Below are 13,276 nucleotides of genomic sequence, written 5' to 3' on the forward strand. Positions count from 1 at the left end.
ATGGGTGCAGGGAAGGTTGTTCAATCCGCGTCCAGCGCCGGGAGCCGGACGACGAACGTACTGCCGGTGGAACTGGTCTCGCCGAGGACGAGGTCGCCGCCGTGGGCGCGGGCGATGGCCCGGCTGAGGTACAGGCCCAGGCCCACCCCGCCGGTACGCTCCCCGAGCTGGACGAACTTGCCGAAGAGCAGGTCGCGGTCGGCTTCGGGGACGCCCGGACCCTGGTCGGTGACCGACAGCTCGACCGTACGCCCGGCGTCGACGACGGCGAGGGTGAGCTCGATCGGCGTACCGGGGCGGCCGAACTTGGCGGCGTTGGACAGCAGGTTCGCCAGCACCTGGCGGATGCGGAAGCTGTCCAGGCCGACCCGGACCTCGCCGGCCACGTTGACGATCATCGGGTGGCCCAGGCTCAGCTCGGACAGCTCGCGCACGATGTCGCGGACCAGGGCTGCCAGCTCGACCCGCTCGATGACCAGGTCGAGGTCGTCGGACTCCAGCCGGCGGGCGTCCACCATGGTCTCGATCAGCCGGCCGATCTGGCGCAGGTTGCGCAGCATCGCCTTGAGCAGCTCGCCCGACGCGGCCGAGGGCATGTGGTCCAGCCGCTCGTTGAGCACGTGCGCGATGCCCTCGACCGCCGCGACCGGGCTGCGCAGCTCGTGCGCGTACAGGCCGACGAGGTCGACCTGGTCCGCGGCGTGCCGCTCGAACCGGTACGCGTGCTCGCCGGGGTCGGCCAGCCGCCCGGTGGCCGCGTCCGGGAACAGTTCCCGGATGACGGCGACGAGCTGGCGGGTCGAGCCGCCCTTCTCCAGGAACGCGGCCGCGCCCCGGCGGAGGGCTTCCTGCGCGGCCTGCTCGCGGCCGTATCCGGTCAGCACTATCACCCGTGCCTCCGGCGACGTCCGCCTGATCTCGTTGAGGGCCTGGAGCCCGTCCATGACCGGCATGGCGAGGTCGAGCACGACCAGATCGGGCCGCCGGTTGGCGGTCAGCAGGACGGCCTCCGCCCCGTCGCCCGCCTCGGCGACGACGCGTACGTTGGGCATGGATTCGAGGACGGCCCGCAGGGCGAGGCGGATGTCGGCGCTGTCGTCGGCGACCAGCACCTCCACACCGCGGCGCTGGCCGGGCTCGGCGGCCGTGCCGACGAAGGGCTCGCCGACCCGGGCGTCCTGCGCGGGGGTGTCGCGGACCAGCTCGCCGGGGGTGACGGCGCCCTCGCCGAGCAGGTTGCGCATCATCTCGCGGGCCGCGACGATCGTGCGGGACAGGATGCGCTCGGCCCCGGAGGCGTCGCCGCGCTCCAGGGCGAAGGTCGCCGCGGCCAGGCTCTGCACGACGTTGTCGTTGATCTCCAGTGCCTGCTTGCGGCGGACCTGCGCGGCCTTCAGCGCCTGCGCGGCCGCCTGCGCCCGGCGCTGCTCGGTGGCGTCGCGGACGGCGGCCACGACCAGGTGCCCCCGCTCGTCCGAAGACTTGGTACGCAACGGACTCAGCGCGATCTCGACCGGGAACTCGGAACCGTCCCGGCGGCGCGCGTAGAGATCGAGGCCGGCGCCCATCGGCCGCAGCCGGGGCTCGCCGAGGAAGCGGTCGCGCTCGGCGGTGTGCCGGCGGTGGAACCGTTGCGGGATGAGCTTTTCCACCGGCTGGCCGACGAGTTCGGCCTCGGTGTAGCCGAACAGCTCCTCGGTACGCTGATTCGCCAGCACGATGAGGCCCGCGCCGTCGATGCCCACGACCGCGTCGGGAACGGAGGCGAGCAGCGTGCGGAAGCGGTCGTCGCCGTGGGGCGAGACCTCGGACTGGCGGGTGCGGGTCACGTCGGTCACGACGCCCACCACGGTGGCGTCCGGCAGGACGTCGCAGGTGTGCCGCAGCCAGCGCGTACGCCCGCCGGTGACGATCCGGTGCTCGAACTCGGTGCCGCCGGAGCGCTCCCCCGCCGCTTTGAGCGCCGCGAGGACGGCGTCGCGGTCCTCGGCGTACGCGTGCTCGGCGAAGAACGACGGATCGCCGGTGAACGCGTCCGGCTCGACCCCGTACAGCCGGCACAGGTTGTCGCTGACCCGGGCCGGAGCCGTGACAGGCCAGCTCCAGGCGCCGGGCGGGGCGGGCTCGCCGGCGGCACCCACGGCGCTGTGCAGCCATTCCTGTGCGGTCATCGCACCACCTCGCCGGGTCGGGTCCTACCGCTGCCGCGCAGCGGTTCCCGAGCAGCGCTGCGAACGAATCAGCCTATGCCGGAAAGGCACCCGTCCGCTGGCACTGCCCCCAATGGGTGAAGATCGCCCGGGGCAGGCGCTCCCCGGCGCCCGGCCGTTGCGGGAGCAGAGCGGGTCAGAGCCGTTCGAGGGTCTTGACGTCCACACCGGACAGGGTCGGCAGGATGGTCGCGCCGAGGTCGCCGGGCAGGTCCATGACCTCGCAGGGGACCGCGAGCACCTTCGCCCCGGCCGCGGCGGCGCTGCGCATGCCGCCGGGCGAGTCCTCGATCGCCACGCACCGGTCGATCGGCACGCCGAGCAGCTCGGCCGCGCGCCGGTAGGGCCACGGGTGCGGCTTGGTGAACTCCACCTCGTCCCCGCAGACCACCGCGTCGAACGGGCCCAGCGTCTCCAGGGCGATCTTCACCAGCCGCCGCTCGGTCGAGGTGACCAGCGCGGCCGGGATGCCGGCGGCGCGTACCTCGGCGACGAGTTCCCGCGCGCCCGGCCGCCAGGGCAGGCCCGCCGCGAACAGCACCTCGGTCAGCTCCACCAGCCGCGCCGCGCCGAGCACCGGGTCGCGCCACTCCTGGCCCAGGTCCGCGTGGAAGATGCCCATCGAGGTCGGCATGTCCGTTCCGACCATGCTGATCCGCGCCGCCTCACTGAGCACGCCGCCGTACTCGCCCGCGAGCTGCTGCAGCGCCACCGCCCACAGCGCCTCGGATTCGATCAGAGTTCCGTCCATGTCGAAGAGCACCGCGGCGACCGTCACGCCTCGATCATGCCTGGCCGCCCGGCCGCTTTCGCGCCGCGGTGGCCCACATAACAAGATCATCAGGAGTACGCGCGGACGCCCGCCCATGCCATGATCGCCGGCATGGACCGGACACGCCGATGGGTACGCCGAGCCGCCCGGGCCGCCCTCGCGCTCTGCGCCGCCCTCGTCCTCGCCGCCGGCTCGCTGATCGTCGCGCTGGACTTCGAAGCCGCCGGGGACCTGACAGCCTCGGGGAATCCGGCAGCCTCGGGAGATCCAGCGGCCCCGGGATCACCCGGCCCCGCCCGGTCGACCGGTGACGACGCCGAATGGCTGGGCCACGCCTGGGTCGACGGCCGGCGTACGCAGTCCGATGTGGATGCTCTGGCCGCCGCCCTGCGCCCGACCGGCATCCACGACCTGTTCGTGCACGCCGGCCCGTTCTCCGACGACGGGACCCTCGACCCGGCCCTGCGGCCACGCGCCCGCTGGCTGGTCGACGCCCTGCACACCGCCCTGCCCGGGGTACGCGTACAGGCGTGGCTGGGCGCCCATCCGACCGACGACGAACTGCACCTCGGCGACCCGGCGACGCAGGCGAACATCCTCGCGGCCGACGCCCAGGTCCTCGACGACGGGTTCGACGGGATCCACTACGACTTCGAACCCGTGAACGACGGCGATCCCCGGCTGACGGCCGTCCTCGCGCGTACGCACGCCCTGACGAGGTCCCGGGGCGCTCTCCTGTCGGTGTCGGCGGTGCACACCGAGGCGTGGTCGTGGATGTCCTCGGTCACGCCGCTGCTGTGGTCGCGGGCGTACCTGCACGCGGTCGCGGTCGAGGTCGACCAGGTCGCGGTCATGTCCTACGACACGATGCTGCCCAGCGAGACCGCCTACGCCGGCTACGTACGCCGGTCCACCGAGATCGCCCTGGCGGCGGTCCCGCCCGGCGTGACGCTGTTCATGGGCGTCCCGGCGTACCACGACGAGCGGCCGACGCATCACCGGGCCGCCGAGACCGTGACGGCGGCCGTCCGGGGCGTACGCCTCGCGCTCGGCGGCACGCCCCGCGACCGGCGAGTGGGGTTGGCGCTGTACGTGGACTTCGCGGCGACGAGCGCCGACTGGTCCGCGTACAGCGCCTGGGTTTCCTAGCCGGGCGGTTCAGTCCAGGGCGGTGTATCAGTCGAGGGCGATGTAGAGGCGCTTGCCGGTGGCGGCGAACCCGACCCGCTCGTAGACGCGCCACGAGTCCTCGCCGGACGCCTCCAGCCAGCCGATCTCCACCCCGCCGGCGAACGCCTGCCGGGTGACCTCGGCCGTCAGCGCGCCCGCGATCCCGCGCCGCCGGTACGCCGGCCGCACCGCGATCCCCGCGACCTCGCTGGCCCCGGCCGACGGCGACCCGGCCTGCCCGGCCCCGGCGAACTCCCCGGAATCGAGGCGCGCGACCACGAAGACCGCGCCCTTGTCCAGATTCCGGCGTACGCGGGCGACGTCGGCCTCGGTCGACGCGTACTCGCCGCCGAAGGCCTCGTTCTGGGCCGCCACGGCCGCCGCGATCTCGGCGTCCGAGGCCGGCGCGGCGATCGTGCAGCCGTCCGGCGCGGCCGGTACGACCAGCGAGTCCGGCGTACACACGAGATAGTCGTGCCGGGCCTCGACGGTGAAGCCGGCGGCGAGCAACTGCCCCTCGAGCCCGGGCGCCGCGCTGACCACGTACTCCAGCCGGGGTACGCGGTCCACCGCCCGGAACTCGGCGACCAGCGCGGCCACGTCCGCGGCGGTGGCCGCGGCCGACGTGGGCGTGGCGTAGCTGATGAAACGGCTGTCGGAGCTCGGGTCCCAGCCCAGGACGAACGAGCCGGTCTCGACGACCCGCGGGCGCTGGCGGAGCTGGGCGATGACGGAGTTCTGGACGAAGCCGTCCAGGGAGTCTTGCATGATCAACTTCGGAATCCTGTCCATGATGGAAAGCAAGCGTCAACGTGAAACCGACGATGCGGCCGCGAGAGGCGAGGGCGCTCCTCAGAGCGCCGAGCGGCCGCGCAGAGCAGCCGTGACCATGGACTTCGTTCCTTCGAAAGGGCACCGGCCAGACGCCGGCGAACGGGAGAAAGCCTCCCAGAGCCAAACCCGCCCTGTCAACCGCTCTCGGCGGATAGTCTGCCGTCATGGCGGTTTGTGAGGTTTGCGGTAATGACTACTGGATGTCATTCGAAGTCCGCGCCCAGGGCGAGATCCACACCTTCGACTCGTTCGAGTGCGCGATCCACCGGATGGCACCGGTCTGCGAGCACTGTGGATGCAAAATCGTCGGGCACGGCGTGGAGGTGAGCGGCCGCTTCTTCTGCTGCGCGCACTGCGCCCGCCACAGCGGAGAGACCATCGGCGCCCACGTCGTGGACGCGGTCGGCGCCCATCCGTGATCCGCCGGACACGCGGATCATCACCGCTCCGGTGATGCCCCCGAGGGGATATGGTCGGTGGCATGAGCAAGCGCGGATGGGGCATCGCGGCAGGTGCGGCCGTCGCCGGCGGGGCACTCGCCTGGCTGGCGCGGGAGATTCCACGGGCGATGGGCGGCGACGCCCTGGCCGGCGAGCGGGGACGGCGCGTACGCCATTCCCCGCAGTGGCGCGACGGCCAGTTCCGCAACACGATCCCGACGCTGTCGATGCCGTCCAACGGCGCGAAGCTGCTGCACGACGCCGTCCTGGGTGGACAGCGGCGGCATCCGTCGCAGCCGGTGCCGCTGGTCAGGGCGGATCCGGCGGCGGACGCGGCCGGGCTGCACATCACCTGGTACGGCCACGCCTCCTCGCTGGTCGAGATCGAGGGCGCACGGATCCTGCTGGACCCGATCTGGAGCGAGCGCTGCTCCCCCACCCAGCACGTCGGGCCGAAGCGGCTGCACGAGCCGCCGGTGTCGCTGGCCTCGCTGCCGCCGCTCGACGCCGTCGTCATCTCCCACGACCACTACGACCACCTCGACATGAGCACGATCGAGGCGCTCGTCCGCCTCCAGGACGCCCCCTTCGTCGTACCGCTGGGGGTCGGCGCGCATCTGGAGGCGTGGGACGTCCCGGCGGAGCGGATCATCGAGCTCGACTGGAACGACGAGGTCACGCTGGGCGGCGTACGCCTGATCTGCTCGGCGGCCCGGCACTTCAGCGGCCGCGGGCTCAAGCGGGACGGCACATTGTGGGCGTCCTGGGTGCTGCGGTCGGCGAACCGGCGGGTGTTCTACACCGGCGACAGCGGCTACTTCGACGGGTACGCCGAGATCGGCCGGCGGCACGGACCGTTCGACGCGGCCCTGGTGCAGGTCGGGGCGTACGGGGACGCGTGGCCGCACATCCACATGTTCCCCGAGGAAGGCGTCGCGGCCCACCTCGACGTCCAGGGCGGCGTGATGATCCCGGTGCACTGGGCGACCTTCAACCTCGCGTTCCACGCCTGGTCGGAGCCAGTCGAACGGGTGTGGGCGGAAGCCAAGGCCAGGGACGTACGCCTCGCGGTGCCCCGGCCCGGGCAGCGCCTCGACGTGGACGCGCCGCCGCCCGTGGATCCCTGGTGGCAGGACGTCGCCTGAGGTTCAGCCCGCCACCCGCCCGGCCAGGAGTCGCGCGGAACCGTCGGCGCCCAGGATCCAGGTCTTGGTGACGCAGCCGACGCCGTCGATCGTGGCGATCGCCGACCCGCTGTCGTCGTATGCCACGACCCGCGTCGCCTGGCACGCCACGGTGTCGCCGTAGGAGTGGTCGGTCCCGGCCGCCTGCGGATAGTCGAACGGGCCGTTGGGCGTCTCGACGTGCACGCGTACGCCGGTGGGCCGCTCGTTGCGCACGAACAGCGACGCCGGATCCCGACCGCAGTCGGCGAACGGGACGCACAATCCGCCCACTCGGACGGCCAGCAGCCCGCCGCCGCAGCACAGGACGGCCACGGCGGCGAGGACCAGCAGGATGATCAGCGGCCGGCGGCCGCTGCGGGCTTCGCTCACGCGCCTCCTTGGTGCGGCGGCCGGGTCCCGGGCAGGGTCGGCAGGAACGTCTGGGCCGGCGTCTTGCCGTCGGCCGGGATCGAGCGTAGTGCGTGCAGCGGCGCCGGGTTGAGGCTGTGGCCGTCGACGGCCATCACCGGCGTGTAGGGCAGGCCCTGGTTGCGGCCCTGCGGGGTGTCGACCTCGCCGAGCGAGTAGACCTGGGCGCCGGCCGCCTGCGCGCCGCTGATCGCCTCGGCCTCGCTGGTCGCGGTGCCGTAGAAGATCGTGAACGGCTTGCCCTCCCCCGGCTGGAGCGTGCCCAGGTTGAGGTCGATCAGCGCGCCGGTGTCGTCGGGGCCGAAGTCGGTGAACCAGCCGGTAGCGCCGAGGTCGGTCATCGGGAACGACGGGTCCGGGTCGGCGAAGCCGTCGTTGGACACCCCCGCGACATAGGTCGTGTCCGTCCCGGCGATCTTCTGGACGGTGTTGTAGGACTGGAAGAGGTCCGGCAACGGGTCCCAGTCCACCGCCCGCCGGTAATGGACCGGCCCGATGGGCGCGCTGGTGGTGTTGAAGACGGTGACCCGCATCGCCCACAGGAAGCCCACCGAGGACGGCGAGGTCGTCTGCACCACCTGCAGGCCGCCGCCCGGGATGTCGATGATCGACGTCACCGTGTTCGGCCCGTTGACGGTGAAGCTGTCCAGGCTCATGTTCTTCCAGCCGAGCTCGTCGGTCACCGAGGCGCCGAACTGACCCGGTACGCCGACGCCCCAGCCCTCGCAGTAGCAGCCGTTGAGGATGGACTCGGTGTCCGGTTGGCCGTGCCGGCGCAGCCCGACGCCGTTGGCGCTGCTGATGTTGCCGTACTTGCCGACGCCGATGTCCGACACGCCGGACAGGTCGATGCTCTGGCGGACGTAGGTGAGCGTGTAGTCGCCGTCCGACCAGGTGCCCCACCAGCCGGCCGCCTCCGTGTTCACGAAGACGACGACCGCGTTCGGGCACTGGGCCGTCAGGGTCACGATCGTCCCCTGTACGCCGTCGACCGGGGTCACGTCGCCGCAGGCCGCACTCGGGAACGTGTTCTCGTCCAGCAGCAGGATGCTGGCCCGGACGTCCTCGTCGTCGGCGGCGAAGGTGACCCCCAGTTCGGTGGAGAACTTGTTCGGGTTGGACACCTCGACGTACTGCGCGCCGGTCTGCTGGATGTGCAGGTCCCCGCGGGCGAGCTGGATGCTGCCGCCGTCGGGGTTGAGCGTCACCAGCTTGTGCGGCGGCCGGAACCCGGGCAGGCTGCTCAGACTGCCGCGCCAGTCGTGGGCGTCGCTGTCGTAGAAGCCGACCGGCGACTGGAACGACTCCACCGGGTACACCCATTGGCGGAAGCGTTCGATCTCGTCGGCGAAGCTGCCGTTGACGCGCATGGTGTTGAACAGTTCCTCGATCACGTCACCGGGATGCGGCGGGAACAGCCCGCCGAGCCGCTCCCAGCTCCACCGGATCGAGTCCATGCCGAGGCGTACCTCCATGAACTCGGCCATGATGAACGCCCCGTACTCGGGCCCGCCCTGCTGGAACACCGTGTTGCCCTCGTCGAACCGCTCGTCGGACTCCTTGAGGAAGTCGTCGAGGCTCTGGTAGTAGCTGTCGTCCTGGCCCATCTCCCCGGCGTAGTAGCCGGCCTGGTGGGCACCCCACTCGGCCGTGGCCTCCATCCACCAGTTCATCCAGTTGTTGGCGGCCTTGAGGTGGCTGATGTACTCGTACTGGACGAAGTGGAACAGCTCGTGGCGGACGAGGTCCTTGATGTCGTTCGCGTGCTCGTTGAGGTACATGATGCCGTCGCCGCAGCCGCACAGCGGGAACGACGGGACGGAGACGCCGCTGTGCATCCAGCTCGCGACCGGGTGCATGATCACCTCGACGTGGTCCGGTACGCGGTAGCCCAGGTTCGACTGGTACGCCGTCCGCGCCCCTTCGAGGTTGTCCATCGCCGTCTGCACGTAGTCCGGCCGGGTCTTGCCGGGCGGCGTACCGCCGACGTTGTCCTCCAGGTAGTAGACGGTGAAGTGGGCCGTCGTGGCCTTGCAGCTGAACAGGACGTCACCGACCCGGTTCCAGAAGCCGCAATCCGGATTGGACAGCAGCTTCGCCCGTGCGGAGGACCTGCCGCCCTGCACGCCGGCGGGCGGGTCGGCGGGCGTCGGCGACAGCCACGGCCGCAACTCGTCCTGCACCGCCGCCGGGAGCTCGCCGAACAACCCCACCAGAGCCTGCAGTACGCCGCTCGTCTCGTTCAGTTCCGCCGCGCCGTCGGTGTAGCGGGCCGGCACGGCGGCCGGGTTGACGATGGCGTACAGGGTGTAGCGGACGTAGTTCACCATGTCCAGCGCGCCGGCCTCGTAGTCGAACCGGATCCGGTCGACCACATTGGACGCGTTGGTGACCGTGACGTTCAGGCCGCCGACGACGACCGTCGTGCCGTCCGACGCCCGCAGCTCGTACGCCCCGTCGGCCCAGCCCGCGTCGGTCGTGGTCCACGTGGTGGCGCACACGCCCGCCGACTCGGCCGCCGTACCGACGGGATACCAGGTGCCGCCGGCCGCGCGGGCCTGCACCGTCAGCGCGCTGCCGGCCGGGCAGTCCAGCGTCACCGGCACCGCGCCCCAGACCACCCGGCCGGGCAGCGGCGCGGTGAACGCCAGCGTCTGCGGCGCGACGACGACCTCGAAGTGGGCGGTGGCGCCGGGCGTACCGGCGGTGTCGACGCCCCGCACGTGCAGCCACCAGGTTCCCCCGGCCAGATGCGCCCCGAAGCGCGTCTCGGCGCTCGTCGAGGTCACGGCCGGAACCGTGGTCGCGGAATGGTCGAGCACCACGGCCCACCGGTCGGCGTCGGCGGTCCCCGGCTGCCAGGTCGCCACGAAGTCCTGGCCGGCGTACGCGGTGCCGGCGACCGGATGCGTCGGACTCGTGACCCGCGGCGCGTCCGGCGGCATGTCGGCGGTCAGCCTGCGGTGCACCGCCGCGCTGCGGTTGCCCGCGCGGTCCACCGCGACGACGTGCAGGTACCACTCGCCTTCGGCGCTGAGCGTCGTCGTGTAGTCGGCGGTCGCGTCGGCCCCGCCGAGCGGCTCGTCGTCGGCGCCGTGGGTGACGGTGACGGCGTACCCGGCGATGCCGGAGGTCGCGTCGGTCCCCGTGAACTGCGCGTGCACGGCGAGCGACGCCACCCCGGTGTCGGGATCGGGATGCGACGGGACGGCCACCACCGGTGCCGCGGGCGCGGTCGCGTCCACCTTGATCTCCAGGTGCCCGGCGGGGCCGGCGTACCCGCTGGTGGCGATGGCCCGTACGTGGACGTAGTGCACGCCGTCACCGAGCACGGTGTCGAGGTAGTCCTGGACCTGGGTCACCGCGGTGCCCGGATCGGTCGCGGGCGAGTCGTCGATCGTCACCGCGTAGCCGGCGATGGACACGCTCGCGGTGGTCGACCACTCCAGGGAGACGTCGCCGCCGAGCCACTCACCCGCGATGACGCTGCGGATGTCGGGTGTCCCGATGCCGTCGACGAGTTCCAGCGTGACGTCGCCGCTGTCGGCGGTGTAGAGCGTGACCCGCGCACGGTACTCGCCCGCGGCGCCGGCCGTGCAGCTCAGCTGCGAGTAGACCGAGACGTAGCCGGAGCAGAGGGTCACGCCGTCGGGCCGGGTCACGACCGCGTACGCCTCGGCGGGCGAGTCCACGAGGTCCAGCACGATCGGCTGGCCGGCCGTCGCGGTGAACGCCGCCACCGCACCGGCCCCGGGCACGGCGATCGGGAGCACGAAATGACCGCCGCCGATGACCGCCGCAACCACCGGATCGGCCGGTATCTCGTAGATCCTGACCTGCGCCGTGCCGACCGCGAGCCCGACGGGCCGCGCGTTCACCGTGTAGGTGCCGTCGGCGGGCAGCGTGGCCGTGAGCAGCATCGCCGAGCCGTAGGAGTAGTCGCTGTCCAGGGTGGTGCCGGTCGGCCCGAGCAGCCATCCGTTGAAGGCCGCGGCCGCGCCGTCCTCGGCGTACGTGGGGGCGGACACCACCGCGCTGACCTTCTGCCCGGCGGTGCCGGTGAACGTGGCGAGACCCGACTGGCCGGGCACCCCGGTGCCCACCGTGACCGCCGGGCCGCCGATCGTGGCCGCGACCGCCGGCGCCGGGGTGGCGTCCCACAGCCGCAGCTGCATGACGCCGGTCGAGGTCGTCGACGGGTCCACCAGGAGGGAGAACGTGCCCCCCGCCGAGAGCGTCACCGGGCCGAGGACCACGCTGCCGGTCGGGCCGTACACAGTGGACGACGTCAGCGAGGTGTTCGCCGGATCGCGCAGGCTGACCGTCGCCGAGCCCTTGTAGGTGCCGAGCATCTCGGCCTTCAGGTAGACGCGCCGGCCGGCGGCGCCGGTGAACGTCGCGCGCCCGTTCTGGCCCGGCGCGCCGGTGCTGACGGTGACGGGCGTCCCGTCCTGGCCGATGTCGACGCTCACGTCGGCCGGCACCGTGTACGCGCGGACGTCCGTCGTCCCGGTCGCCGAGCCCGACGGGTCGATCAGGATCGTGTAGGTGCCCGTCGCCGGCAGCACGACCGGCTCGGTGAAGCTGCTCGTGCCGGCGTACCAGCGGTTGTAGAGGTTCGTGCCGTCGGGCCGGGTGACCGTCGCGTAGACGCTGACGGTGCCGCTCAGCAGCAGCGAGAGCCGCTGGCCGGCCGTGCCGGAGAACGTCACCGAGGCGTTCTGCCCGGGTACGCCCATCGAGGCGGTGACCGGTGTGCCGTCGGTGCCCACCGCGTACGCGGGATCGGCCGGCACCGTGTAGACCTGCACGCTGTACGAACCGGTCGCGCTGCCCGACGGGTCGAGCAGGACGGTGTAGGTGCCCGTCGCCGGGAGGGTCACCGGGTCGGCGAAGCTGCTCGTGCTCGCGTACCAGCGGGCGTAGAGGTCGGTGCCGTCGGGCTTCTTCACCGTCGCGTAGACGCCGACCGAGCCGCTCAGCCGGAAGCTGAACCGCTGCCCCGCCGTGCCGGCCACGGTCACCGAGCCGTTCTGCCCCGGCACCGCCATCGCCACGGTGGCGACCGTCCCGTCCGGTGCCGCCACCGCCGAAGGGTCGGCCGGTACCGACCAGACCTGCACGTCCATCGTGCCGAGGCTCACGGTGCTCGGATCCAGCTTGATCGTGTACGCGCCGTCGGCCGGGAGCGTCACGACGTCGGCGAAGCTGCCCGAGCCGGCGTACCAGCGGGCGTAGAGATCGGTGCCGTCCGGCTTGCTGATCGTCGCGTAGATCGAGCCGGTGCCGTTGGACAGCAACGTGCTGACGCGCTGCCCGGCGGTGCCGGTGAAGGTCACGGCGGCGTTCTGGCCCGCCACGGTCGTCGCCACGTGCGTGACCGAGCCGTCCAGCGCCGCGACCGCCGTCACATCGGCCGGTACGCCGATCACCTCGACCTGCACCGAGCCGGTCAGCGCGCCCTGCGGGTCGAGCAGCACCTTGTAGGTACCGGCCGGCGACAGGAGACGGGCGTCGATGAACAGGCCGCCGCTGCCGACCCCGGTCGCCGCGACGAGGACGCTGCCGTCCGGCTTGAGCAGCGACGCGTACAGGCTGCCTGAGCTGGAGCCGTAGGTGCTGGCGGTGAGCTTGACGGCGACCCGGGCGCCGTCGGTGACCGGGAAGGTGACCGTGGCGTTCTGGCCCGCGGTGGTCGTGGCGGCCGTGACCGGGGCGCCGCCGACGGTCGTGGCGACGGTGGCGTCGGCGGTGTCGTTCACCGTCACGGTCACGCCGCCGACCAGGTCGGTCGACGGGTCGAGGACGATCGTGTGTACGCCGTCCGCCGTGATCGTCACCGGACCGAGCAGGACGCCGCCCGAACCGACGCCGGTGGACGAGACCAGCGTGGTGCCGTCGGGCTTGAGGACCGAGGCGTACACGCTGGACGAACTCGATCCGTAGGTGCTGCCCGCGATCTGGACGCTGACGCGCTGGCCGGTGGTGGCCGTGAAGGTGACCTTGGCGTTCTGCCCCGGCGTCGTCGTGGCGACCGGCACACCGGGCCCGCCCACGGTGGCGGTCAGCACCGGGTCGGCGGGCACGTCGAACAGCTGCGCGGTCAGCGAGCCGGTGTACCAGTTCTGGGGGTCGAGGAGCACCGTGTAGGTCCCGTCGGCCGGCAGCACCTTCGTGTCGATCCAGCACGACGTCCCGCACGCCGTGCTCGACACCAGAACCGTGCCGTCCGGCTTCTTCACCGTCACGTACGCG

8 protein-coding genes are annotated in these 13,276 nt (G+C 72.2%); 3 read left to right on the forward strand and 5 right to left on the reverse strand.

Annotation, left to right across the window (positions count from 1 at the left end; all coding sequences use genetic code 11):
- Positions 1 to 20: 20 nt before the first annotated feature.
- Both G401_RS0142225 and G401_RS0142230 read right to left on the reverse strand, forming a co-directional pair.
- The gene (locus G401_RS0142225; protein WP_027347251.1) at positions 21 to 2,171 is read right to left on the reverse strand and encodes a response regulator; all 2,151 of its coding nucleotides are present in this window, start codon (positions 2,169 to 2,171) and stop codon (positions 21 to 23) included.
- 175 nt (positions 2,172 to 2,346) lie between these two features.
- Positions 2,347 to 2,973: an HAD family hydrolase gene (locus G401_RS0142230; protein ID WP_027347252.1), complete on the reverse strand. Its 627-nt coding sequence runs from the start codon at positions 2,971 to 2,973 to the stop codon at positions 2,347 to 2,349.
- Between the two features lie 120 nt (positions 2,974 to 3,093).
- Here G401_RS0142230 and G401_RS52125 point away from each other — a divergent pair, with 120 nt between their 5' ends.
- Positions 3,094 to 4,131, forward strand: a complete 1,038-nt coding sequence (locus tag G401_RS52125) for a glycoside hydrolase family 18 protein (protein ID WP_157546844.1) — start codon at positions 3,094 to 3,096, stop codon at positions 4,129 to 4,131.
- Between the two features lie 27 nt (positions 4,132 to 4,158).
- Here G401_RS52125 and G401_RS0142240 read toward each other — a convergent pair whose 3' ends face one another.
- The gene (locus G401_RS0142240) at positions 4,159 to 4,920 is read right to left on the reverse strand and encodes a GNAT family N-acetyltransferase (protein ID WP_245602098.1); all 762 of its coding nucleotides are present in this window, start codon (positions 4,918 to 4,920) and stop codon (positions 4,159 to 4,161) included.
- A gap of 230 nt (positions 4,921 to 5,150) precedes the next feature.
- Between G401_RS0142240 and G401_RS0142245 the strand changes: the two genes are divergently transcribed.
- On the forward strand, positions 5,151 to 5,405 hold the full coding sequence (locus G401_RS0142245) for a hypothetical protein (protein WP_027347254.1): 255 nt from the start codon (positions 5,151 to 5,153) through the stop codon (positions 5,403 to 5,405).
- Between the two features lie 62 nt (positions 5,406 to 5,467).
- The gene (locus G401_RS0142250; RefSeq protein ID WP_027347255.1) at positions 5,468 to 6,571 is read left to right on the forward strand and encodes an MBL fold metallo-hydrolase; all 1,104 of its coding nucleotides are present in this window, start codon (positions 5,468 to 5,470) and stop codon (positions 6,569 to 6,571) included.
- A 3-nt stretch (positions 6,572 to 6,574) separates the two neighbouring features.
- On the opposite strand, the gene G401_RS0142255 is transcribed toward G401_RS0142250, so the two are convergent.
- Entirely contained in the window at positions 6,575 to 6,982 is a 408-nt protein-coding gene (locus G401_RS0142255) for a hypothetical protein (RefSeq protein ID WP_027347256.1), read from the reverse strand.
- Positions 6,979 to 13,269: a hypothetical protein gene (locus G401_RS0142260; RefSeq protein WP_027347257.1), complete on the reverse strand. Its 6,291-nt coding sequence runs from the start codon at positions 13,267 to 13,269 to the stop codon at positions 6,979 to 6,981. The genes G401_RS0142255 and G401_RS0142260 overlap by 4 nt, the downstream gene beginning before the upstream one ends.
- Positions 13,270 to 13,276 lie beyond the last annotated feature (7 nt).

Source organism: Hamadaea tsunoensis DSM 44101 (assembly GCF_000428945.1).
Lineage (GTDB): Bacteria > Actinomycetota > Actinomycetes > Mycobacteriales > Micromonosporaceae > Hamadaea > Hamadaea tsunoensis.

Excerpts from the sequence above, each read along its gene's own strand:
- G401_RS0142245 (WP_027347254.1), top strand. The coding sequence starts at position 5,151 with ATGGCGGTTTGTGAGGTTTGCGGTAATGACTACTGGATGTCATTCGAA.
- G401_RS52125 (WP_157546844.1), top strand. The coding sequence starts at position 3,094 with ATGGACCGGACACGCCGATGGGTACGCCGAGCCGCCCGGGCCGCCCTC.
- G401_RS0142240 (WP_245602098.1), bottom strand. The coding sequence starts at position 4,920 with ATGCAAGACTCCCTGGACGGCTTCGTCCAGAACTCCGTCATCGCCCAG.
- G401_RS0142225 (WP_027347251.1), bottom strand. The coding sequence starts at position 2,171 with ATGACCGCACAGGAATGGCTGCACAGCGCCGTGGGTGCCGCCGGCGAG.
- G401_RS0142250 (WP_027347255.1), top strand. The coding sequence starts at position 5,468 with ATGAGCAAGCGCGGATGGGGCATCGCGGCAGGTGCGGCCGTCGCCGGC.